The sequence below is a fragment of the Leptospira bouyouniensis genome (assembly GCF_004769525.1).
Lineage (GTDB): Bacteria > Spirochaetota > Leptospiria > Leptospirales > Leptospiraceae > Leptospira_A > Leptospira_A bouyouniensis.
On record NZ_RQFT01000015.1, the window covers coordinates 109140 to 134115 of the forward strand.

The following is a 24976-nucleotide window of genomic DNA, read 5'->3' on the forward strand; positions in this document are numbered from 1 at the left end:
TTTTTGGAACGTTTTTTTTCGACTTATCGTTTCCATTTATGGAAACAAAACTTAGAAGTACTACTGAATAGAATCCGTGAAAACAAGCGGGTTCTATTTTCATTTTTAGCACTTGGATTTGTTTTTTTCCTTTTTGTTCTCTCTTACTATGGTTTAGAATTTTACCTCCGCAATTACCGTATCCCACTTGTTAAATTACGGAAAGTTGTTTCTGCAACGATCAACAAAGAGTTAGGCAAAGCAGTCGACATTGGAGTCCTCGATTTTTCCCTTCGAGAGGGACTTATCATTGAAGATTTGGTCGTATCCAATGAAGAGGATTTTTCGTATAACGATCATATGTTGAAGGTAAAAAAAGTTACTTTCCGTCTTTCTAGTTATTTTAAAGAATCTCCCACCGTCGAACGAATCGATTTTTATAGTCCTCATTTGGTTTTGAATGAAGACATTGGAATGCGGAGTCGACTCATTGAATACATCCAAACAAGCCGAATTAAAGACATCCGTTTCCATGATGCAAGGCTTACAGTCAAAAAATCGGAAACAACTCTCGTTGATTGGAAAGAGGGATGGGATATAGATTTATTAAGGAAAAATAAACGAATTTTTCTAAAATACAATAATGGATGGTTTTGGGTTCCAAACACCACTCGAATCAAAGGTGAAGGTGAGTTTTCCGAATCTAATTTGGAAGATTACCGATTTGAATTTTTTTGGAAAAATTATCCATCCGAAGAAGCGATCCTACTGACAAATTATCTGTTTGGAGCAAACGTACAATCGGCAGTTGTTTCAGGCGAAGGCAGAATTTCTGCTAATTTGAATTCTGGATTTGTTTTAGATGGTGATGTTGAATTTGAAAATTCATACATCAGTGTTCCATTTTTTGAAGATTACCTTCTCACAGGCTTTCGATTCCGCGAAAAGTTTCATTTTACCAAGGATTCAGAAGAAAGGGAGTTCATTGGAAATGATTTCCAAATCAAAACACAAGTTTTATCTCGAATAACAAAAGAGACTTTAGTCTCACGTAAAATTGAATTCCAAATTGGGGCATTGGAGGATATATTTGAACATGTCACTGATATTTCTGGGAATGTTCGTTATCCTTTGTTTGGTGAATTACATGGGTTCGTAGAGCTAAACGAAACTGGTGAAAAAAACAAATGGTTTTCAGTTATTGGAGATGTGACTGGAAGCGAAATCAAACTCGATTCTTCGCTTGTTCAATTAGAAAATGGAAATCTCTCTTTAAAGTGGAAACCAAATAATGAATGGGATCTAAAAATAGATGCCGAAATTTTTGGTAAACCATCTCACCTGTTTGGTTTTGGTTCTTCTGATTGGAATCGATCGAAAAAAATAGATGGATCTTATTATTATCCAATGTCTTCTAAAACTAAATTAAGTTTCCAAACAACAGAACTCACTGCCAATGATTGGAAACCATTGTATGAAGATTGGAAAAAAGATACAATGGAAGAGATTAGAGAAAGGCAAGAGAAACTCATTCCAGAGGAGTACTTTTATCAAACCAAACTTTATAAATATTTCTTGGAATCGATGAATTTTGATTTAGGAATCCAAATTACAAATTTTTTCCCTTATCGAGGTTCCAAATCTCTTGGGGAATCAAAGGGTAATTTGGGAGTCAAAGATGGTCGGTTCAGTCTAAATTTGGGTCTTGGGAATTTAGATTCTAAAGTATCTATGGTTTCTTATTTTGCGAGTAAAACACCAAACTTCAGTTTTAATCTTTATTTAAAAGAATATCCATGGTCTGACCCTTGGATGAATCTTTGTGGAATTGATGTCAAACCTTCTAATGTGAGTATCGACTTTAGTTTTAATAGCATCGGTAGTGATTATTATATGTTGCATAAGGATGCAAGGACGTCCTATTCATTGAAATTGTTTGGTGTAAATTTCAGAGAAGGTGATTTAGTTTCTAAGGGTAATTTTGATATCAAACCACTCAAATCTAACTTCGATATGGAATTTACATTGAATCGATATTCTGACCTTGATTATTTATCAGATGTAGTTGTGACAAGTGATACAATTGATTTAAAAGGTTATGGTAATAATAAGAATGGGAACTACCAAATGACTCTCTATGGACTACTTGGTGAAACAAGAGGGAGTTTTAATGTATCAGAAGAGGAAAACAAATGTGTAATCAAATAAAAATCGGATTCATCATGTTTACACTTGTTCTTTTTGGTTTTCAATGTAAAGAAAAAACAAATCCAGCAGATATCCCACCTGCAATTTCATCTATACCAAATATAAAAGGTGAATGGATATTAGAATGGGAGAACGGAATCCACCAAATCCAATTAAACCCAGAGGACAAAAAAATCCTTTGGGATGGAAACGAAGGATTGGAATTAGATTTAGATTCTCTTGGGATTCGGATCCGGGCGTATGATGAAGAGACTGTGAAAGGATATTTTTTATATTCAGATATCAAACCCAAATCCTGGATTGGGACTTGGGAGAATCGGGTCGTTCGACTAATCCGAAGGAATTAGTTTCAACATAGATTGGATTTCTTTCGCTGCTTTTTTGGAAGCGTTGTTTGTTCCGAGTTCTCGCTCTTTTGTTTCTCGTAAAATCCCTTTGATTTTGTTTCGTAATTTCACATTGGAAAGAATTTTCCAAGCTTCCGAAACAATGTATTCAGGCCTACATTCATTTTGAGTGATTTCTCGGCAAACTTCCTGGCCACAAAGGATATTGGCAAGACCAATGAACTTCGATTTAATGAGAAGTGAACCTAGAAAATAAGTAAACAAACTTACCTTATATAATATCACCATTGGGGTTTCAAAATACAAACCTTCTAAAGTAGCCGTTCCCGATGCAATGAGGAGTAGGTCACTTGCCTCCATTACTCGAAGCGAAGAGTTCCAAAGGTAATGGATTTGGATATCCGGGTGAAGTTGTTTCACTGCGTTTATCTTATTTAATAGGAAGGTTTCTTCCTTCTGATTGATGTTTGGCAGTAAAAATACAATTTTCTTTTTCTCTAACTTACATTGTTCGTGGAGTAACACTGCTGTTCCAAGGATTGGATCAATGAGCCTGTGAATTTCTCCCTTTCTTGATCCTGGTAACAAACCTACCGTATAACCGTGATGAGGGTCTGGTAGTTTTTCAGGAATGATCGGCTCTTTTTTTAATTTCTCTGGGATTCTTTTTGTGATGGGGTGACCTACAAATTTCGCATTCACACCATATTCAAGGTAGATTTCTTCCTCAAATCGGAAGAGGGTTAGCATTAGGGCGATGTGTTCTTTGATAAAAAAGATACGTTTGAATTTCCATGCCCATATTTGGGGAGAAACATAAAATACAGTTTGGATTCCTCGTTTTTTTAATTCTTTCGCCAATCGTAAGTTAAAACCAGGATAATCAATTAAGATAGCAAGTTGTGTAGGGCGATGTGAAGTTTCATCTAATACTCTGTAGAAAACTTTTTTTAGAAAACTATACTTTTTGATCGCTTCTGAAAATCCAATGACACTTAAGTTTTCCATCTCTTCAAGAGATTCGAGTCCATTTTGGATCATCCCTTCACCACCGATTCCATAAAAATGGAAATCAGGTTCGATTGAACTTAATTCTTGTAACAGATCAGACCCAATAAGGTCGCCTGAATGTTCTCCCGCAATCAATAAGATGTTTTTTTTAGCGTTAGACCGATGTGATTTTTTTTTGGCTACCATTGAGAACCTTACTTCCATTTTTACCCAGCACACAAAAGTTTAATTTGTGTTTTGTGGCAAATTGAATCACTTCCTTTGGATTTACGACAAGGGTTTCTCCTTCTCGAATACAAAGTGTTTTACAGCCACTTTCTAACATCACTTGAAAGGTATGAATTCCAATCGTGGGAAGATCAAATCGTTCGTCTTGTTTTGTTTTTGGACTTTTGCAAACGACTGCATCACCTTTCTTTTTTGTATACAAACCACCTCGTCGAATGGTTTCATCTGTCCCTTCAACAGCTTCTACTGCAATCACAGATTCGTCACTCACAACAACCATTTGTCCTATATCCAAATCGGCCATTTTTTCAGCGTAATACATTCCAAAGTCGATGTCTTTTAATTCTTGGGAGCTAAATTTTTTGGGAGTGTATCTTCCTTCTTTTAAGAGGAGGGATTGTAAGTAAATTTTTTGGGAGATAACTTTTACTCCCATCGCTTCAAACTCATCCGCAATCGCAAGGAAAATAGGGTAATCGTTACGGTTAATGGTTTTGGCTAAAATAGAAAGTGCTTTGAGATCAAATTTGAGTTTTTGGAATAGGAGGTCCTTTCGTACTTTTCCAAGCATCAAGATACGAGAGATTTTTTCCTTTTGGATGGTTTTTAAAATTTTACCTACCTGTGTGATATGAACCGGTATCGTCCGATTTTCTTGTCCCCTAGGAGAAAAATCGGATTCGATGAGACCAAGAAAAATTGGATCCTCGCCGGCTGCGAGTGCTTCCTGCATTCCAATGTGAGGAAGTTCTCCACCACCTGCGATGATTGCCAATTTGCCTTTTGAAACCAAAAACTGACCTGTTTACGTACTTGCCGTATCGCCGCTGGATGGTGCCGCTGGTGTGTTTTCTTTTTTGTAGTCTGTGACGTAAAATCCAGACCCTTTGAAAATGATACCAGCACTTGCTGAGATTCGTCTCTCCACGGATCCTTTTTTTTCGCAAAGGCAAACCGTCAAAGCGTCATCCTTCATGGATTGTACATGTTCAAAGTCTTTTCCACATGTGTTACAATGGTAGTCGTAAGTTGCCATAGTTTCTCCTTTAATGGATTCCAGTTCTCACTTCAAATAATAAAACATAATCACGGTTTGGCTTTGTTGCCAGAGGCAGACAAATTTCCCAAGAGTATTTGCCTGCTTCAAGAATCGATTCTGAGAGTTGGTAAGATCGAATGGATTGGATGAGGCCAGTGTTCCTCCTCCATAAACTAGCGTTCCATTTGTCTCCCACTCGATTCTCGATATGTAAGGACAGATTTTCTCTTCTTTTGGCACCGTCGAGGACATATCGATTTTTATTCACCCAAATCGAAGTATGGTCCAGGGAAATGGAATAGGCGAGGTGTTCAATATTGTTGTATTGCAAATGGATTTCGATAAAAGGGATGGGAGTTTCCGAATCTGTCGGCATAAATGAAAATTCGAAATAGTTTTTGTTCCCAGAAAGTTTTTTACATATCCTCTGGGTTTGGTTTCCTTTCCCAACAGTACCAAAGATTGGAAATCCAGTTTCCCCATAGACACGGATTGTTTCTCTCGGAATGTAATTTCCAAAAAAGGTTTGAGGGATTTTTTTACCATCCCAACCTTCAAAATCGATTCGGATTTCATTGTCCACGGCTTTAAATCGTTTCTCAAATTCCGAAATCATCGTTCCATCAGCGATGGTTTCTTTCAGAAAACCAGAAAAGATCCAAGCAGTTTTTTGGGAGTTGGGAAAGTAACAACGTTTCCAATGGCCTTCATTCCCCGCGATGGTTTCTTCTGCGCCGTCTTCTTCCAAACAAATGGTTGGTTCTGGTTCACTAACCTTACCCACTTCCGTGTTTTCTCGGCCAGGTCCACTGCGAAGGTTTACATTTTTCCCTCGAATTGTTGCTGTTTGGTGGTACAAATTGGTACCAGAAATTTGGGATAAAAAATGTAAGGTTTGGAGTAAAAATCCAGTTTCAATTTCGCCAATTGGCTCAAAAGGAAAACTGAGTAAATGGGATAGGGCATCACTGTAACTTTCTTCCATCCCACGTGGGTCTTCCAAAATTAGAAGTAGTAGGAAATGAGTGACTTCGGATTTGGGTATGGGTTTTGCAATCGAATTGATTTTTGTGATGAGAGCTCGTTTGTAACCAGTTCCATGTTTTTTTAAATGAGAAAAATAGGGATCCTCGATATGGTAATAAGTCCCTCTTGTGGTTTCCCATTCAATTAGTTTGGTATCCTTTCTTTTCTGAAAAAATTGTAGAAGGTCCTTTTGGTTTGATTTCCCATTGATTTGTTTTTCCATTTGGGAAAGGGATTGAGAAAGGATGGTTAATTCCAACTCACTGGTGGGAATCTCTGACTCAGAGTAAAGTTTTAGAACTTTTAAATAGGCTTCAGATTGGTACAAATCGTACGCTTTGTCGTCTCTTTCACGAAAATCAACAAAGGTATAAGTGAAAATGATAACGAGTAAAAATAAAACCCCAACTGCAAAAAAAACTCGGGAGCGAATCAAAAGGAACCTCCCGGTGTTCTCTTAAAGATTTTCAGGAAGGAGTTTGGCTCGGTCCACTCCGTATTCTTCGAATAATGCATTTTTTGCCACGTAGTATCGATGTAAATTGATATTATAGTCAACTTTTGCCCTAACTAAAGAAAGTTGATCCTGGACCAATGTGTCCAATGCATTTTTTACGGCAAGTGCATTGAATCTTCCTTGTTGGAAAGAACGTAACACACCATTATAATATTTTCTAGATTCTTCTTCCGTACGTTTTGCATTTTCCATCACACGGAAAGAAGCCTTCAAAATATCAATTCTTGTTTTGACATCATCAGAAACAGCTTTTACCAAATCAGCTTCTTCTAGGGAAACCTGTCTTCTTTGGATTTCTGCATCACGGATTCCAACCTTCACCCCTTTGTCCATGATGGGGTAACTCAAATCAAGCGAACCTTGCATCACTGGATACTGGTAAGAAAACACTCCATGCCTGTTGTCTGAATAATTATTTTGCGGACTAATTGTATTTTGAGCTTGGTATCCGTAAGTTCCAGCTGCTTTTAAAGAAGGTAGGGCTTCATTTTTTGCCATTTTCATTGCCAGTTCCGCGTTTTCTTTTTTCCTTTGGATGGCGCGGAAGTCGGCTCGGTGTTTGTATGCGTAATCGATATCAGATTGGTAATCGAGTTTTTCAGGCAAAACTTCAGAGAGAGGAGTTGTTTTTTGGAACACAGTGTCCTCTGGGAGATTTAGGGAACGAATGAGTTTACGTCTTGCTTCTTCTTTTTCAGCAGTAGCTTGCGCCATTTGCCCTTCTACTTGGGAAAGTAAGGCATTCCATTGGTTGACTTCAAAACTTTCTGAGAGTCCAAGCCCTTGTTTGCGGATCGTAAGGTCCCTTACGTTTTTTGTATTTTTAAGTAATTGTTCGAAGGTTTGGAATCCGGACTCTTTGACAGAGTAGTTCCAATAATCCACAAGTGTGGAAACCACTTTGGATGCGACTTGGTCTTCCATTTGCTCCCGCATGATCTCTGTTTGGTTCTCGAGGATTTTTTCCATATTCCTTTCGTTTGCACCAAATGCATTCTTGAGTAAGTCCTGGGCTATGGTAACAGATAAAGAGTCTGTGTAGAGAGGAGGGAGGCCGAGTGCCGTAAAACCCGCTGGAGTTTGGTTTGGATTTTCAAATGCGTTTGAGTCAAACCTTTGTGACCTAGCTTCAATCTTAAAATAAGTTCCGGTCGTAAAGAGTTTTTCTATCCCAGCACTATATGTATTGGTTTGGGTTTTTGTCCCTGAGAAGATGTTGTTTTGGTTGAAAGGGAATTTTTTTTGGTCGATTTCTGCCTTAGAAACAGCACGCCAAGAATACTTCGCCTCATACTTCATCAAATTGGAATCAGCCTTTGCCAACTCCAACCTTGCTTGTAACACTTCGCGGTTATTATCAATCGCATACCGAACCGCATCTTTCAAACTTAAGGTAAATCCTTTTTCTTCCGACTCGGCAGCGATCAGTCCGAAGGAAATGAGAAGAATCAATGCGCTAGAAACCCATGAACGTTGTTCCATATTCTTAATTCAGACTCCTCATTTCCCTTGCAAAGTTGTTTTTTTTTGAAAAAAGCCCTTATTTTTTAAAGGCTGCCTTCATTTTTTCACCCACTTCTCCAATATGAGCACAAATGCTCACACCAGCATCTTGCATTGCTGCAATCTTAGAAGTAGCGGTTCCCATTCCACCAGAAATGATGGCACCAGCATGGCCCATACGTTTTCCAGGAGGGGCAGTTTGCCCTGCGATGAAGCCAACCACGGGTTTTTTCACATGAGCTTTGATGTAAGCCGCTGCTTCTTCTTCCGAAGTTCCACCGATCTCTCCGATCATCACGATACCTTCTGTGTCTGGGTCTTCGTTTAAAAGGCGAACCGCTTCTGTGTGGTTCATCCCTGGAACTGGGTCTCCCCCGATTCCAATACAAGTTGACTGGCCAAGACCCGCCGCTGTTAAAGAGGCAACAGATTCATAGGTTAAAGTTCCGGAACGAGAAACAATTCCAATATTCCCTGGTGTGTGGATAAAACCTGGCATAATTCCCATTTTTACATTGTAACGTGGGTTGATCACACCTGGACAGTTTGGTCCAACGAGTTTGGTTTTGGAATTTCGTAACACACTGTACACTTTTAACATGTCGTGTGTTGGAATTCCTTCCGTGATACAAACCACTAGTGGGATTTCTGCAAAGATTCCTTCGAGAATTGCATCCGCTGCAAATGGAGGTGGAACAAAAATCACTGCTGCGTTTGCTCCGTCTTCTTTCATTGCATCTTTGATGGTATTTCGAACCGGAGCCGTTTTTCCAAATTCAGATGTCCAAGTTTGGCCACCTTTCCCTGGAGTTACACCCGCCACTACTTTCGTACCATATTCCAACATTTGTGTAGCATGAAAGGATCCTTCTTTACCAGTGATCCCTTGTACTACTACTCTTGTATTTTCATCTACTAATACAGCCATGTTATTTGTTTCCTATTTTTTGATTAGGGAGACAATTTTGTCTGCCGCGTCACGGAGTCCTTCAACTCCCACAATGTTCATCCCAGATTCGTTCAGGATTTTTTTCCCTTCTTCTGCATTGGTTCCTTTTAATCGAACCACAACAGGTACGGATACGTTTACTTTTTTGGTCGCTTCAATGATTCCCACGGCAACGCGATCACATCGAACAATTCCACCAAATACGTTTACAAAAATTCCTTTCACGTTTGGATCAGATAGAATGAGTCGGAAACCATTTTCTACGGTTGTAGGGTTTGCTCCACCCCCAACATCCAAAAAGTTTGCAGGTTCTGCACCGGCCAACTTAACGATGTCCATAGTTGCCATCGCAAGACCAGCTCCGTTCACCATACAGCCAATATTACCATCTAACTTTACATAGTTGAGGTTGTATTCTTTTGCTTTTACTTCATAAGGATCTTCTTCTGTGATATCACGAAGGGCTTCATTATCAGGGTGACGGTAAAGAGCGTTTTCATCCAAGTCCATCTTGCAGTCTCCTGCAATGATTTCATTTTGTTTTGTTAGGATGAGAGGGTTGATCTCTAGAAGTGCTGCATCTTCTTTGATGTAGGCATTGTACACAGAATTGACTAAGGCAGTGAAAGATTTTTGTGCTTCTTGTGGAATACCAAGTGCAAACGCAAGTTCTCTCACTTGGGAACCTTGGATTCCAATGCCTGGATCAATTTGGATTTTGATGATTTTTTCAGGGTGGGTTTCTGCCACTTCTTCAATTTCCATCCCACCTTCTGTAGAAGCCATGATGATGGTTTTGCGAATGGCACGGTCGAGTAAAATGGAAAGGTAGTATTCCTTTGCAATCTCTAGTCCTTGCTCGAGGTAAACTTTGAGGACTTTTTTTCCCTCTGGCCCAGTTTGTGGGGTGATGAGTTGCATCCCTAGGATTTTCTCAGCAGCTGCTTTTGCGTCGTCTTTTGTTTTGGCGACTTTCACTCCGCCACCTTTACCTCGTCCACCTGCGTGGATTTGGGCTTTTACCACCACAACGGGTGATTTTTGGACAACTTCGTTATATGCCTTTTCGAAATCACCGACCGTGTCGATGACCTTTCCGAATGGAACGTTGGCATTGTGTCTACGTAGGATTTCTTTGGCCTGGTATTCGTGGACTTTCATGGATTTCCTTATGTCATTGGTTCGTCCGAAAGCTTTCGCCAACGGATCACTAGGGTAAGCCTCAAGGGTTGGGTGAGATTGTCAAGAGAGATTGAATAGAACTAAGGAAAGAGGGGGAAAGAATCGAATTCCAGGAACTGGTTTTACCTTTATACAATCACCCTAGGCTCGAAGGGTCTCGTCAGGATTTTTGGGAAGGCTCACACAAAAACGCGAACCTACGCCTTCTTCGCTTTCAAGTGAGATTTCTCCACCAAGCACCTCAACTTGTGACTTGGTAATAAAAAGTCCGATGCCTCTCGCATCTTCATTCCTGTGGAAGGTTTTGAACATCCCAAAGATTTTATTTCCATGTTTTTGTAAATTGATACCGAGTCCATTGTCTTCGACAATAATTTGAATCTGTTCTTTTTTCTCACTCACAACGATTTTGATCCAAGCTCCTTCCTTTAATCGCACATACTTTACTGCATTGGACACAAGATTTAAGAGGATACTTTCTAAATACGAGGGTATCGTTTTGATGTTTAGATCGTCTGGAATGATTGTTTCGACGATAATGTTGCGTAATTTGATCGAACCACCTAGGATTGATAGGGTTTTACTCACTTCTTTCTTTAAAGAACAATCTTCCATAGGTTTGTTAAGTGTTTGGTTGATCGAGATGATATCATTTAAATGAGAAATGGTTTCTTCAAGTTGGATGGATGAAGCATGTAACATTTCAATTAAGTTCTTTTTATCTTCTTCCGATTTTGACTCTTCCAAAAGATGGATGAGGGAAGTGAAGTTAGAGGAATGTTGTCTAATATTATGAGATATGATATAAGCAAAGTTTTGAAGACGATTGTTTTGGATACCTGTAAAATGTAATACGCGTTTGGTGTTTTCTAGAGCCTGAATTTCTTCTGTGATATCAAAACGAATGGAAAGATATGCTTCTATTTCATCAGAGGGACTGAATAACGGATGGATAAAGGTTTGGAGCCAGAAAAAGTTTCCATCTTTGGATTTGTTTTTAATAATTCCTTCCCATGTTTTTCCCTGTTTGATTTGGTTCCAAAGTGTTTTCCAAAATTCTTTTTTGTGAAATTTCGAATTTAATATTTTATGATCAGATCCTATAATCTCATCTTCTTTATATCCACTAATTTTGATGAATTTTGAATTTGCACGGATAATGATTCCATCTGGATTTGTGACACTCACGATTGCAGATTTTTCGATTGCATCGAGAACAGATGTTAATTTTTTGTTTTGTTGTTCGATTGTATTTTGTGTTTTTTTTAATTCCGTAATGTCTAAAAAACTAGCTGTGGCACCTTCTAAATTTCCATCTTCATCAAAAAGGGGAGTTGCATTTACATTCAACCACTTAACATTTCCATCCAAGGAAATGATTCCATGTTCACAATTGTAAATTGTCATTTGTTTTCCAAGAGCCAAAGCCAATGGAAGTTTATCAGCTGGGAAAGGGCTTCCATCTTCGTAAATTTGTTTCCATTCCTTGGAACTAAAATATCGATGTTCGATCTGTTCCAATGTTAATTCTAAGATTTGAGTAGCGCTATCATTTGCATAAATGATTTGTCCATCCTTATTTACGACAACCACACCACTGATCAAAGTTTTTAATAACCGATCGAGTTTTGTTTCTTTTTGTTTTAAGATTTTGTTTGCGAGAACTGAATCAGTTAACTCTTCAATCGTAACCGTATAAAAATTTGGATCTAAATGATCGAGTTTTAAAAGATACGGTTGGTTTAGGATTCCGAATGTATTAAATTTGTCTTTTGAAACCACGAGATCAAAAGGCTTTCTGCTTTGGAGGTCATTTTGGATTTGATCCAAAAATTCGGTGGTAAACAAAAAAGAAAAGAGAGAACCGATCGTAAGAATACTGAGAGTATCAGTTGTGAAATTGTGAATTTCTTGTGCTTTGGAGTTAGCAAATACTAATGGATCTGTTTTTGCGATTGTTTGAGTTCGTAATTCAAATAAAAATAAAGAATAGGGAAGTTTATTTGCAAACTTAAAAAAAAACTCTGATTCATGGATCATTTCGTTCATGATTAGTCGTAAACCACCACGCAAGGAATGATTCACATATTCAAAATCAATCAGACGAAAGAAATCAATTTATCCTTTCTAAATGATCTTTAAAATTTATTCCAATAAGGAGAAAGCCTGACAGGATCACAAAAACTTCCATTTGATTTTGTATCGAGTAAATCAAATCGGTTTGCATTGTGGGGAGACAGATAAATTTGACCTCCTTGCCCTATGGCGCCACCTCGATAGGAAGAAGTGCCCGGATTTGGCATAAGCATTTTAATATCAGAAGTCACTGAATCAATGGAGATAAACTTTCCATAATTAAATGGAATTGGATAGAGTTTCCCATTCGGAGCTAGTACAACTCCATTAAACATCGAAGCCGTCACATTAGGAATGGTTCCTGCCTCGACAACGGTATCTTTATCATGTGTATCTACGTAATAAAGGGTAGCGACATTATGAGGAATGATGTAAATACGCCCGTTAGGTGTGTAAATTCCTGAGATATAATTTCCTGCTCCACCAAATGAAAAAGGATGTTGTGTGACTGTCTCGGTGTTCGTGTCAAGGATATATATATTTGTTGCGGTATGTGGGATGAAATATATTTTCCCTTCAGGCGTTAACACTCCGTTGGCAAAAATTCCTCCCGACACGGGTGTCGCAACTGATCCTATGGTACCTTTGTTTGTATCATAGTAGCGAATGATAGATTCCCCGCTGGGTACATAATAGATTTTACCATTGGGTGCGTAAACTCCGCCATTATAAGCCGCACCACTCATTGTTATGTTCGTTATGTTAGTTAAGGTATGATTCGATGTATCAAATTTATAAAATGTATTATTGGTATGAGGTGATAAGTAAATGATTCCACTCGGACCTAAGGTTCCTCCGATAAAATCGATCGCCCCTGGAACACTGGTAGCCTCTTCATAGTTATTTGTTTTTGGATTGATAGCGAGAATTTTAGGAGAGTTGTAAGGCAAAAGATAAACCTTACCGTTTGGTGCGGCAAGCGCACCTTGGAAATCTGTTCCCGCAGTCCCGGTTACAGAAAGAACAGTGGCCGGATTGTATTGGGTTAAGGTTTCCCCTTCGCTCGAACCAAGTGCAAATTGTGCTTCCACTTCTTGTTTCACCTGCCTCCAGTTCTCAGGCAAATGGGTTTCTTCGTAACTTAAGGTACAAGCAGCTGGTGCAACTTTGTAACCACAATGGTAACTTTTGTCTTTAACCACAATACGAAATAGTAATTGATTCAAAAATGAATCCGAATTCACATCACAATTGTTAGAGATCTTTGCACTGGAACAATGGGAACAAAAAATCAGGAAAAAAAACAATACAAGGTAACGGAGCATAAAGGTTCTAAATTGGACGTTACTTGTAAGTGCATTGGCATCGCAATCAAGTTTAGAAAAATCCCCAAGGATTACTTGCGGAATTGTCCGAAGTCGTGTTCGTTGAGATTTGGACATAAATAATTGTTAGAAAGGTCTTTTTAAGATTTTTTTTCCGGAAGTATTAATCACAGGAAAAAAATTGGGATCCCTTTCTGGATCTGTAATTAGTAATTTTACATCTCTGATCCTATCATAACATTCTTTCATAAACAATTGGTGACCACAACCGAGTAGATGGTATCCTTCATGGATCAATGTTGATTTAGGGCTTGTGAATATTAGTTGTATGGTCGATATGTATTTTGCTTTGATATAACCTTTGGTGTTGGTTCTCGCTTCAACAGCACCTTGAACTTCTAACTTTAATCCAATGCCTGCAAAGATCCCTAAGGTAAAAATCTCAAATACGATGTCCCCCCAAGTCCTTCCTTTTAGATACAAAAGTCGATCACATTGGTCTGGCATCCTTGTATTGTTTAAGTATTCTAGTATATCTGATCCGTAAAATCCAGGACGTTCCATTTCTAATAGGATTGTAGGTTCTGCTTTTAATTTGTATAAACTTAATTCTTCGTTCCATACTTCAAATAATGTCCATACATCCTGGTCTAAAATCCCTTTCTCTTTGATAACACAAACTCGAAATGATATAGGTTCACCAAATGAAATGGCTTCTCTCACTTTGTCTTGATGAAACCCAATTGTTGTACAATTTGTCAGAAGTAATAGAATGAAATAAGTTAGAAAATTTTTTTTGAATTGGAGTAACAAATTGTAACCTAACATCTAATAATCAGTAACGCAGCGAGTTCGAACACTTGCATCAGTTTTTAAAACAGGTCCACCGCCAGAGGTTCCAAAATCGGTAACATATGCCATAGTTGAAGGAGTTCCAATGACAGGGCTCGATGACCAAAACGATGTAGAAGCTGTATTGGGAAAATACAATGGATTATATCCTGGAGTTCCGAAATTAAATCGGATATCTTTTAGTGAAATTAATTCATTTGCATTAGGAAGTCTCCATGTTTTTCCAGCAAGTGTTAAACTTTGGCAGTAATTAATCGCTCCAGACCATTGTAATGCACTGTCTGTTCCCCCAGAACAAGTGGCAACATTCGGCTGACCCGCTGTACATTTTTGCCAAAGAAGGGCTGTATCTAAATCCAGTATTGTTCCATCAGATTGATCAATGAATCGTTTGGTAAAGGTATTTCTTGGTGTGGCGACACAACGAAGGTGATGTAAGTCTGAATAAACTCCAAATCCGATGGAGGATTGGATATAGGTTGGGTAAAACGCTCCAGTATTTGCAGCATTCGATGTATTGGATTTGTAATTAAAACTATTAGTTTGTGGAAAATAAGATGAATTGATCGATGGATTTTCTGTGGTGTGATCAAAAATACTTATGTATTCTTCTATTTCGGGTACTCGCCAATCGGTTCGATCTGCAAAACCAGAACCCGCATTCAAACTTGTACATTCAGTTTGTGCTCCTGCAAATGTAAAGGTATCTGTACCCACAGTTCCGCAACCAATGCCTGTTCTCCCTCGGTTACAACTTGTCCAAACAAGACCCGTTACTAAATCGGCTGTGATTTCAACTCCGGAAACTAGGCTAGGTCCCACAAAACTTGTGTTAATTCCTCTTTGTAGATGCCCGTCTTGGCCTGGAATTGCTGTACAAGTTGCATCAACATTTCCTCCTGCATCGTAACACACAGTGATATTGGTCTTCGGAGGAGCCTTTCCCATCCATGCTGGTTGGTAGACACAACTGGCGCTACCTTTGGGATTACTTGCCGTGATTGTGAACTGGACTTGGTTTGCCTTCCAACCAGTATAGATGCCTTCAAGTGAGTTTGAAAAAAAAGAAAACGAAATACCAGGTGGGAGTGGAGGATTACTGGAAAAACTAAGCCTGTTTCCATCTGATTCAAATGCTTCGAAAAAATAAGTTCCATTCCTTTTCGGTATGAGTGGGGGGCAAATTAAATAAGTGGGTGGATTGACTTTTAATACAACACCGCAATGAGGTGACTCATCAAAATTGATATAACGGAGGAGTAAGCTGTCTTTGTATTGGTCAGATTTAGGATCACATAAATTTTCCAAATCTGACCGATTGCATGAGAATAAGAGAAATAAAGATAAACAAAGCAGTAAAAAACTTGTTTGGAGCTGTGTCATAAAATCGATGCTAAACGATCGAATTCAATCAAACAGTTTAAGACGGAATTTCATCAACTATTTTCTGACGAAAGCTCTCAATTTGTAATTTCAGTTGATCAATCCGTTTTGCATCAGAAGGGATGAATGATGTGAGTTGTAATGTTTTCTCTGCCTTTGGTAGATTACCAATTGTGAGGTACAATTGAACAAGTTGTATTAAATTTGATAAATGTCCAGGGTTACGCAACCGAATCCTTTCTCCCATATCGATGGCTTTTCCATATTCCTTGGTTTGTCTGTAAGTGAACGATGCTAAATAGATTAGGTCAGTGTCACCGGGGTATTCTTCGATATAGGTATTTAATTTTTCTGCTGCCAAACTGTAATCTTTCATCCTGACGAGAAGTCGAATGAGAGCCCTTTGGATTTCGCGGTTCTCTGGATTGATTCGGTTTGCTTCGATTAAACTTGATTTTGCCCCTTCAAATTCTTCCAATTTAATCTGTGATTTTGCCTTTCGCATATATTCATAAGATTCCTTTCGAATGCCCCTAGGTGGTTGGTGAACATTTTCTTTGAATGCGATGCGCATCAAACTCAAATCGTCAGTGAGTTCTCCCATCCGTAAGATCGATTGGTAGATCTCTTTTAGATTCCCATTCCCTTGTTCCACATGCCTCAGGAAAAGCTCTTCATCGTGGTTGATTTTTCTTGCCGTGGTTTCGGTTTCAAATTCGATATCATCCCGACCATCAGACCCAAGGATGAGAACATCACCCGGAATTAACTGTAAAGTGGAGATTTCAAGAGATTTTTCTGAAAAGGGAGTTCCTAATTTTCTAAGTTCTGAATTGTTTTTAATGAATTCTGCACTGCCTTTGCGGTATAACACTGACCATGGATGCTCAGCATTCAAATAATACATGAGCCCTGTTTCATCATCAATGAGCCCCATTACCATGGAAACTAACATCGAACAGTCAAAGCTTTCGAAAATATGATGGAGTTCTTGGTAAGCATTTTTAATCCAACGTTCTGCATATAATAATTTTACCGACTCTACAGCTGTTGATCTTTCTAAGATCGATTGTACTGCAGCCCCAAGGACAAGTATTCCACCCGCACCTTGTAAAGATTTACCCATAGCATCGGCATTTAGAAAAAATGTGTAATCTTTTCCACGTAAAGTAATGGTACGTGCGATACAAATATCTCCACCAATTTCATTTTCTTTACCATGGAATAAAAAAGTTTTTTTCTGTTTGATTAAAAAATCAGTTTTAACATGAGAACCTATAGTTTTATTTAAGCTAAGAGGTTTGATGAGCAGTGATGTAAGGAAATAATCTCCATCTTGTTGTTTTTTTAGTGTTTCCACTGTTTCCAAACTGTTTCGAAGTTCAGATGTTTTTGCTTCCACTAACTCTTGTAAGTTTTCTCTGATCCTACCCACTTCTCTGGTTGCTTTTTCATAATTTTCTGCGAATAATATAAATTCTTTGTCTATGGATAAAATAGGAAGGGCTCCTCTGCCTCCTGTCGCTAAACTATTGGCAGATTCATTAATTTGTTCTAAGGTTAAATTGATTGATTGGAAAAACATATAAATCAGAATCACAGCTTCTACAAATGTCATTCCAATAAAGGCAGAAATCTTAAGTAAACTTGCATTTCCAAAGGATATAAAAACAGACAAAACACTTAAGGATAAAAGAATCAAAATGAGTAAAAAAATAAATTTTCCTTTTAGGCTTAAGATTCCATAGTTTTTGTGAACTGAGACATCTCGATATGCTAAGATCTTTTTGACTTCAACGCGTTTGTTTCCTGTGAAATAATCTGAAATGATATAGGAAAACCCACCATAAACAAAAACTGCCGATAACCATCCAATCGAAATCAAAAGAAGTTCATAGGTTGCATGCCCGTATAACAAGTGGGTGAAGGAAACTGCTAAAAAAACCATCACTGCATAACGAATGGCAGCATACATATTTTCTTTGGGAAGGTGGATCAGGGTATTTAAATTGTTTTCTAATTCAAGAATGTCTTTATGCCGTATGGTTTCGTTTGGTTTTAAAAACTCATTTAGTTTTTTTAAGTCATGCCGAAACCCTCCATATCCTAATGGAGTGAATATTCCAAATTCGATACTATGCCCAATGGCTGCGAGTATTGTTGAAACAACAAAAACGTACACGACCTCTGGATGGTTCTCGATCGAAAAATCTGGGATTAGTGCAGATCCAAAAAAGTAAGCATAAAACGCACCAAAGAAGGCACCTTGTAATGAGAAAAATACGATAGCGAAACTATAAGATATGAACCTATGTAAAAATTTGAATAGCTGATCAAAGAATCGGCTCATTGTGATCCCCAAGGAACACAAAGTTTAGGAGATGATCCAAACTCCGTAAAGAGATTTTTGCCTATTTATTAAAAAAGTTAGATATCTTATTAAAAAAAAACTTTCATCAGGAATCGACTTAGTTAGGTTTCACCAATGGAATTAAAAAATAAGAGAATCGTTGTCACTGGAGCAGGGTCCGGGATAGGGAAAGAAACCGTGTTGCAGATGTTAAAGCATGAGAATGTAAAAATTTTAGCCTGTGACCTTAATGAGAAAAACATTGTTTCTCACCCCAATGTGATTCCGTATAAATGTGATGTAAGCAAACCTGAGTCTTTAGACAAATTGATTAAAGATGCAGATAAAAAATTAGGTGGGATTGATATCTTTTTTGCCAATGCTGGATTTGCGTATTATGAAATCATTCAGGATGCAGATTGGGATCAGATTGATCGAATTTTTCGTACAAATGTTTACTCGCCTTTTTATACTCTCGTCACTCTCAACCGAAAAAGGACTTCACCTTGTCTATTCGTAGTCACAGCTTCTGCGATGAGCCATTTACCTCTTCCAGGTTATGCCATGTATTCGGCGACGAAAGCAGCAGTCCGTTCGTTTCTTGATGCTTACCAATGTGAATTGAGACCAGGAAACCGAACAATGATAGTTTATCCAATAGCAACTAGGACAAAATTTTTTGACTCAGCCGGGAAAAAAGTACCTGTTCCATTTCCAAGTCAAACCGCTGAGACAGTGGCAAAAAAAATAGTGAGTGGAATTTTAAGGGACAAAACAGAAGTTTTCCCTTCATTTTTATTTCGATTCATTCAATTTCTAGACAGATTTTTGTTTTTTCCTTTGAAAATTTACCAAAAAATTGAAGCTGCAAAATTGAAATCGCATAAATCTTAAGCCTACTGCATAGTGGATACTATGCAGTCTTCAGAGGAAGGACCATTGCCACATATTTCGCCTTCGGCAGACACTCATATGAATGTCGAAGCGGATTTATTAAAAACAATCATGGATGTAAGTTCCACAGCGATTGTGTTACTGAATCCACAGGGGAATATTTTGTATGCAAATCCTGCTTCAGAAACTGTCCTTGGTATCAAACTAAAAGACATCCTTACGAGAACTTACGACGCTCCTCAGTGGAAAAATACTTCCTTGGATGGTGCTCCCTGGAGAGATGAAGACCAACCTTTTAATATTGTCCTCAAAACAAAACAACCAGTAACAGATATTCGGCATGCTATCGAAGATTCCAATGGGACCAAAAAATACCTTTCGATTAATGGTTCACCTGTGTTTAATGAAGTGGGAGAATTACGTTCCCTGGTATTTCTCATCACTGACATCACAGAAAATGTTCTAAAACAAAAGGCATTAGAAGACAGCGAAGCAAAGTATCGCACCATCACAGAACTTTCCTTGAGTATGGTGTACGACTTAGATATAGCTTCGGGAGTAAACTACTGGGCCGGTGCCATCCAAGAAATCACAGGTTACACCCCAGAAGAATACAATGCAATTGGTTATGAGGCATGGATGGTTCTTATCCATCCTGAAGATAAAGAAAAAACCATCCAAGTGTTTGATGAATCGATGGCTAATCGAACCAAATTCTCCTGCGAATACCGTTACAAAAGAAAAGATGGTTCCTATGTTTATATTGAAGATAATGGAATCTTTTTATACAATGAAGATGGTGACGCCTATCGGATGTTTGGTGCAATGATCAATCGAACTGAACAGATTGAAGCGAGTTTAGCACTCAAAGAATCTGAATCTAGACTTCTCATGTCACTTGATGCTGTAAAAATGGGGATTTGGACTTTGGACATTGATCCAAGTAAAATTTATTGGTCCCCACAAACTTACGAAATCTACGGATTGGATCCAAATAAAAATGAGATCACTGTCGAAACGTATTTAACATTAAACCATCCAGAAGACCTTACTAAGATTTCGGAAGAAATCCAATTTCTAAAAGATGATCCTACAAAATCAGGATACATCATACAACATCGGATTTTCCATGCAGATGGGAGTGTCCATTGGGTTGAATCAAGGGGCAATTTACTCAGAGACAAAGATGGCAAACCGTTTCGATTGATGGGAACGATTCTTGATGTCACTGAGGCAAAATTAGCGGAAGAAGCCTTACGCACGTCAGACGAAAGATTCCGAGCCTTTTATCAATTTTCGACGGAAGCATTTCTCATTTTTGATGAAAATTCATTACGAGCAAAGGATTCTAATTTTGCTTTTCAAAACTTGTTTGGATATGCACCTGAAGACACAAAAAATTTGAAAATCCGATCGTTACTCACACCAGACTCACTCCAAAAAATTCGTGAAAAAATTGAAGATCACTCAAGTGATTCGATTGAAATATTATGCAAACGAAAGAATGGGGAAGTGTTTCCAGCACTTGTATCCATCAAACGATTTAAATACAACCAATCGAATTCCATTGCATATAGTATTTTTGATTTGAGTCCATTGAAAGAGGTGGAGGAACTCCGACAAATCAATTCTGAAATCAGAGAAAAAAACAAACTCATCGAAAAACAAAAAATCGAACTAGAGATGGCGTTTGAAAACCTCAAACGAACCCAAGAACAATTGGTCCAATCGGAAAAATTAGCAGCTCTTGGGCAACTCATTGCAGGCATCGCACATGAAATCAATAATCCGATAGGTGCAGTAAAAGCATCCAATCAAAATATGATGGATTGGCAAAAACGATATGGTATCGCCTCACAATTGTTCCGTGAAGCAATCTTAAATGTTCCAAAAGAAGAACAAGTCATCCTAAAAACCATCTTATCAAATTTAGACCAACCCATCGAATTTTATACTGGTAAAGAAGAAAGGTTAAGAAAAAAGAAAAATAAAGAAATTCTCATTGAGTATGGTTGCAAAGCGGATGACGCGGATGAATTTGCGGAAGCTTGGGTGGAGTTAGGAATTGGGGAATTAGAAGAAAAATATTTACCACTCTTTCGATCTCATTACTTGCGAGTATTTTTAGATTATTTGGAACTAGAAATTCAATTTAGAAGGAACACTAGGTCCATCCAACTTGCTGTGGATCGTGTTTCTAAAATCATGTATGCTTTAAAAAATTTCTCTCATTTTGATTCAACAGGGAAAAAAATCAAAGCATCTATCCAGGATACAATTGAAACGGTTTTGACGATTTATCAAAACCAACTCAAACGTGGGATCACTCTCATCAAAAATTACGAGCAAATCTCACCTATAGAATGTTATCCGGATGATTTATTGCATGTTTGGACAAATTTGATTTACAATTCATTACAAGCAATGTCTTTCTCTGGAAAACTAATTATATCGATTAAAGATTGTGGGCAAGAGATACTCGTTTCCCTCCAAGATTCTGGACCAGGTATCGACCATTCCATACGGGAAAAAATCTTTGAGCCTTTCTTTACTACTAAACCACCAGGGGAAGGGAGTGGGCTAGGGCTTGATATTGTGAATAAAATAGTGAAACGACATGGAGGAAGGATTGAATTAACGTCCAAACCTGGAGAAACAATTTTTTCAATCTATCTACCAAAAGGTTATTAAGGTTCGACAGCATGTGTGATGGCTGTGATAAGTTCTTCTTCATCCCATGGTTTTTTCAAACAAGTGATTAGACCGATTTCTTTGGTTAAAGCTTCCACTAGTTTTTCTTCAGCAAATCCAGTGATGATGACTTTTTCAATCGATGGGAATCGTTTATGAACTTTTCTTAAAAATTCATCACCATTCATTCCAGGCATAGCCCAATCGGAGATGATAACAGCAACCGAACTCCCTTCTTCTTCTAATTCTAAAATTAAATCCCATGCCTCTTTGGCGTTTTCTGCGGTAAGGTATTTGAATCTTTCACCAAAATGGTGTTTCACTTGGGATTTCATGCTGAGTAAAATGATGGATTCATCATCCACAAAGAGGATTCCCTTCTTTCCATTCTTTTTCTCAGTGAGTATTTCCACAGGACAAAGTTTTATCCGTTCTCTTTTAGATTGCAAGTAAATCTTGCCAAATTCTCTGAATTTCTACACTTGGGTCTTTATGACAGCATATCCCACTTTACTTTCTCCACTTTCACTAGGATTCACAACTTTGAAAAACCGAACCATCATGGGTTCAATGCACACTGGGCTTGAAGAAGCTCCGAATGGTTATGAACGAATGGCAGCGTTTTATGGGGAAAGGGCAAAAGGTGGTGTGGCACTTATTGTGACTGGTGGTATCGCACCAAATGAAGCAGGGCGTGTGGCAAAGGGTGGGAGTGTCATGGACACTGAAGAAGAGGCCCTGCACCATAGAGTGGTAACCGAAGCCGTGCATAAAGAAGGTGGAAAAATCGCCATGCAAATCCTTCACACAGGAAGGTATGGGTATCATGATAAAATTGTAGGTGCCTCCAATCTTAGAGCACCTATCAATATGTTCAAACCTCACCCATTAACCGAAGAGGAGATTTGGAAAACCATAGATGATTTTGTGAGATGCTCCGAATTAGCAAAGTTAGCTGGTTATGATGGAGTTGAGATCATGGGAAGTGAAGGATACCTTATCAACCAATTCATTGCCAAACGAACAAACAATCGTACCGATGATTGGGGAGGTAGTTTTGAAAACCGTATTAAATTTCCAATCGAAATTATCAAAGCAGTTAGAAAAAAAGTAGGAACTGACTTCATCATCATTTACCGTTTGTCTATGTTAGATTTGGTTGAAGAAGGTGGGAATATAGAAGAAGTTCTTCATCTAGCTAAAGAAATAGAAAAAGCTGGTGCAACAATTATCAACACAGGGATTGGTTGGCACGAAGCACGGATTCCTACCATTGCCATGATGGTGCCAAGAGCCGCTTTTACTTGGGTCACTGCGAAGGTCAAAGGACATGTGAACATTCCGCTTGTCACTTCCAATAGGATCAACACTCCTGAAATTGCAGAATCTGTACTTTCTCGTGGGGATGCTGATTTGGTTTCTATGGCAAGGCCATTCCTTGCTGATTCATTTTTTGTAGAGAAAGCAAAAGCAGGAAAACCGGAAGAAATTAATACATGCATCGCTTGTAATCAAGCTTGCCTGGATCATATTTTCCAAGGAAAAACGGCAAGTTGTTTGGTGAATCCTCGAGCTTGTCACGAAACAGAACTTGTCATCACCAAAACAAACCAAGCAAAAAAAGTAGCCGTGGTTGGTGCTGGACCTGGCGGCATGTCTTGTGCTAAAACGCTGGCAGAACGTGGTCATTCTGTCACATTATTTGATGCACAATCTGAGTTAGGTGGTCAATTGAACATTGCAAGGAGAATCCCTGGTAAAGAAGAATTTAAAGAAACGATTCGTTATTTTGATACAATGTTAAAAAAATACAATGTAGATGTAAAACTAAACACCTATGTATCAAGTGAGGATTTGATAACACAAGGGTTTGAGGAAGTGGTTTTAGCTACTGGGGTGATACCAAGGATACCAGAAATTCCTGGAATTGAAGGACCGAATGTTCTTAGTTATGTGGATGTCGTATTGAAAGGAAAACCAGTTGGAAAACGTGCTGTCGTGATGGGAGCAGGTGGAATTGGATTTGATGTCAGCATTTTACTGACAGACCCTGGGCATTCCTTCACAACAGAGAATTATCTTAAAGAATGGGGTATACGCACTAACATTGAAAAAGACGGTGGGCTTGGTACAAAAGAAACACCAATTGGTGTGAGAGATGTTACGATGTTAAAACGATCCAATAGTAAATTTGGAGCAACTCTTGGAAAAACAACAGGATGGATCCATAAAACTTCTCTTGAAGACCGAAAAGTTAACCAAATTTCTGGAGTTACCTATAAAGCAATCGAAGCAGATGGAATTGTGATCGAAGTGAAAGGCGAAACAAAAAAAATCCCTTGTGATACAGTGGTTGTTTGTGCAGGACAAGACCCGAACCGGGCTTTATTGGAACCACTGCAAAAAGCAAAGATTCCCGTCCATTTGATTGGTGGAGCTGATCTTGCTTCAGAGTTAGATGCCAAACGTGCCATCGACCAAGGGACAAGGCTTGCTGTATCCATTGGTTAGTGGAATTGATTGATCCATAAGTTTTGATTTGCGGTAAGAATTGAATCCATCAAAAATTCTGAAAGTGTCTGTCCGGAATGCAGAATTCCAAATCATTTCTGCACTTCGGTCAAATCGTACAAAACGTAGTTCAGATAAGGAAGTTTTTGTAGAAGGGACTGAGCCGATTAAGCAGTTGTTAGCTGCCAATTGGCAAATCACTCGAATTCTTTATCGTGAAAATATTCCTTTATCCAGTTGGGCAAAAGAAGTTTTAGCGAAGGAAAAACAGGCAAAAATTTTCGAATTAAAGGAAGATTTGTATTTGGAACTTTCTGAAAAAGAAAACCCGTCTGAGTTACTGATCACTGCAAAAATTAAAAATAAATATTTAATTCCATCTTTAGGAAAAGAAATCAAACTGAACGAAAAACCATTTTATCTATTGTTTGATCGGCCAAGTGATTTGGGAAACTTTGGCTCTATCTTACGATCAGCAGATGCATTCCAAGTCAACGTAATCTTTGTGATTGGTCATTCCATTGATGTATATGATCCAAAGGTGATCCGAGCAAGTTTAGGTGCGCTCTTTCATACAAAAATCGTTTTTGTGAAAGATTTTGAATCGTTTGCTTCATTTGTCCATGAAGAAAAAAAACGTATTGGACTTCTTGTCATTGGAACTGATTCAAGTGGTGACACGAATTTAAATGAGATCAAAATCAAAACTCCTGTTCTTTTGGTATTAGGGAATGAAAAAAAAGGAATGAGCGTCCAATTACAATCTCACTGTGATCACATTGTCAAAATTCCTATGTTAGGAGTTGTGAATTCTTTGAATGTGTCCTCTGCAGGTTCAATTTTACTTTGGGAAGTAGCTAAACATTCCAAAATTCAATTGGATTCTTAGAGTTAGATCAAAAGTT

At 38.3% G+C, this 24976-nt stretch carries 19 protein-coding genes; 6 read left to right on the top strand and 13 right to left on the bottom strand.

Annotation, left to right across the window (positions count from 1 at the left end; translation table 11 throughout):
• Window positions 1–3 precede the first annotated feature (3 nt).
• Both EHQ43_RS18110 and EHQ43_RS18115 read left to right on the top strand, forming a co-directional pair.
• Complete coding sequence (locus EHQ43_RS18110; RefSeq protein WP_135771946.1) at window positions 4–2187, top strand: LIC_12586 family protein; 2184 nt, start codon at window positions 4–6, stop codon at window positions 2185–2187.
• Window positions 2172–2534: a hypothetical protein gene (locus EHQ43_RS18115; RefSeq protein ID WP_167481825.1), complete on the top strand. Its 363-nt coding sequence runs from the start codon at window positions 2172–2174 to the stop codon at window positions 2532–2534. Before EHQ43_RS18110 ends, EHQ43_RS18115 begins: the two co-directional genes overlap by 16 nt.
• On the opposite strand, the gene lpxB is transcribed toward EHQ43_RS18115, so the two are convergent.
• The 12 genes from lpxB to EHQ43_RS18175 form a co-directional block, all read right to left on the bottom strand.
• Window positions 2517–3731 carry a lipid-A-disaccharide synthase gene (lpxB, locus tag EHQ43_RS18120; RefSeq protein WP_135771947.1) on the bottom strand — a complete coding sequence of 405 codons (1215 nt, stop codon included), beginning with the start codon at window positions 3729–3731 and terminating at the stop codon, window positions 2517–2519. The genes EHQ43_RS18115 and lpxB overlap by 18 nt on opposite strands.
• Window positions 3700–4566, bottom strand: coding sequence for an LpxI family protein (locus EHQ43_RS18125; RefSeq protein WP_135742295.1), 867 nt, complete (start codon window positions 4564–4566; stop codon window positions 3700–3702). Before EHQ43_RS18125 ends, lpxB begins: the two co-directional genes overlap by 32 nt.
• Window positions 4567–4578: 12 nt before the next feature.
• Window positions 4579–4809 (bottom strand): FmdB family zinc ribbon protein, encoded by a 231-nt coding sequence (locus tag EHQ43_RS18130; protein ID WP_135742294.1) that lies wholly within the window; start codon window positions 4807–4809, stop codon window positions 4579–4581.
• Between the two features lie 10 nt (window positions 4810–4819).
• Window positions 4820–6274, bottom strand: a complete 1455-nt coding sequence (locus EHQ43_RS18135; protein ID WP_135754343.1) for an SH3 domain-containing protein — start codon at window positions 6272–6274, stop codon at window positions 4820–4822.
• A gap of 21 nt (window positions 6275–6295) precedes the next feature.
• The gene (locus EHQ43_RS18140) at window positions 6296–7837 is read right to left on the bottom strand and encodes a TolC family protein (protein WP_135754342.1); all 1542 of its coding nucleotides are present in this window, start codon (window positions 7835–7837) and stop codon (window positions 6296–6298) included.
• Window positions 7838–7895: 58 nt separating this feature from the next.
• Window positions 7896–8786, bottom strand: a complete 891-nt coding sequence (gene sucD / locus EHQ43_RS18145; RefSeq protein ID WP_015678143.1) for a succinate--CoA ligase subunit alpha — start codon at window positions 8784–8786, stop codon at window positions 7896–7898.
• Window positions 8787–8798: 12 nt separating this feature from the next.
• Window positions 8799–9968: an ADP-forming succinate--CoA ligase subunit beta gene (sucC, locus tag EHQ43_RS18150; RefSeq protein WP_135754341.1), complete on the bottom strand. Its 1170-nt coding sequence runs from the start codon at window positions 9966–9968 to the stop codon at window positions 8799–8801.
• 162 nt (window positions 9969–10130) lie between these two features.
• Entirely contained in the window at window positions 10131–12038 is a 1908-nt protein-coding gene (locus EHQ43_RS18155; RefSeq protein ID WP_135771948.1) for a PAS domain-containing sensor histidine kinase, read from the bottom strand.
• Window positions 12039–12127: 89 nt separating this feature from the next.
• Window positions 12128–13507 (bottom strand): Vgb family protein, encoded by a 1380-nt coding sequence (locus EHQ43_RS18160; RefSeq protein WP_244242891.1) that lies wholly within the window; start codon window positions 13505–13507, stop codon window positions 12128–12130.
• A 9-nt stretch (window positions 13508–13516) separates the two neighbouring features.
• Window positions 13517–14218, bottom strand: a complete 702-nt coding sequence (locus tag EHQ43_RS18165; RefSeq protein WP_135771949.1) for a hypothetical protein — start codon at window positions 14216–14218, stop codon at window positions 13517–13519.
• Window positions 14219–15625 carry an Lcl C-terminal domain-containing protein gene (locus tag EHQ43_RS18170; protein ID WP_135771950.1) on the bottom strand — a complete coding sequence of 469 codons (1407 nt, stop codon included), beginning with the start codon at window positions 15623–15625 and terminating at the stop codon, window positions 14219–14221. It abuts the gene before it with no gap.
• 37 nt (window positions 15626–15662) lie between these two features.
• Window positions 15663–17975, bottom strand: coding sequence for a PP2C family protein-serine/threonine phosphatase (locus EHQ43_RS18175; RefSeq protein ID WP_135771951.1), 2313 nt, complete (start codon window positions 17973–17975; stop codon window positions 15663–15665).
• Between the two features lie 135 nt (window positions 17976–18110).
• On the opposite strand from EHQ43_RS18175, the gene EHQ43_RS18180 reads away from it, so the two are divergent.
• Both EHQ43_RS18180 and EHQ43_RS18185 read left to right on the top strand, forming a co-directional pair.
• Window positions 18111–18869, top strand: a complete 759-nt coding sequence (locus tag EHQ43_RS18180) for an SDR family NAD(P)-dependent oxidoreductase (RefSeq protein WP_135742286.1) — start codon at window positions 18111–18113, stop codon at window positions 18867–18869.
• A 78-nt stretch (window positions 18870–18947) separates the two neighbouring features.
• Window positions 18948–21560: a PAS domain S-box protein gene (locus EHQ43_RS18185; RefSeq protein WP_244242897.1), complete on the top strand. Its 2613-nt coding sequence runs from the start codon at window positions 18948–18950 to the stop codon at window positions 21558–21560.
• Here the strand turns inward: EHQ43_RS18185 and EHQ43_RS18190 are convergent.
• Window positions 21557–21973, bottom strand: a complete 417-nt coding sequence (locus EHQ43_RS18190; protein ID WP_135742502.1) for a response regulator — start codon at window positions 21971–21973, stop codon at window positions 21557–21559. The two genes, EHQ43_RS18185 and EHQ43_RS18190, sit on opposite strands and share 4 nt — an antisense overlap.
• A 79-nt stretch (window positions 21974–22052) precedes the next feature.
• Here EHQ43_RS18190 and EHQ43_RS18195 point away from each other — a divergent pair, with 79 nt between their 5' ends.
• Together EHQ43_RS18195 and EHQ43_RS18200 are read left to right on the top strand one after the other, a co-directional pair.
• Window positions 22053–24071, top strand: coding sequence for an oxidoreductase (locus EHQ43_RS18195; RefSeq protein ID WP_135771953.1), 2019 nt, complete (start codon window positions 22053–22055; stop codon window positions 24069–24071).
• Between the two features lie 40 nt (window positions 24072–24111).
• Window positions 24112–24960, top strand: a complete 849-nt coding sequence (locus tag EHQ43_RS18200; RefSeq protein WP_244242892.1) for a TrmH family RNA methyltransferase — start codon at window positions 24112–24114, stop codon at window positions 24958–24960.
• The last annotated feature ends 16 nt before the right edge of the window (window positions 24961–24976 follow it).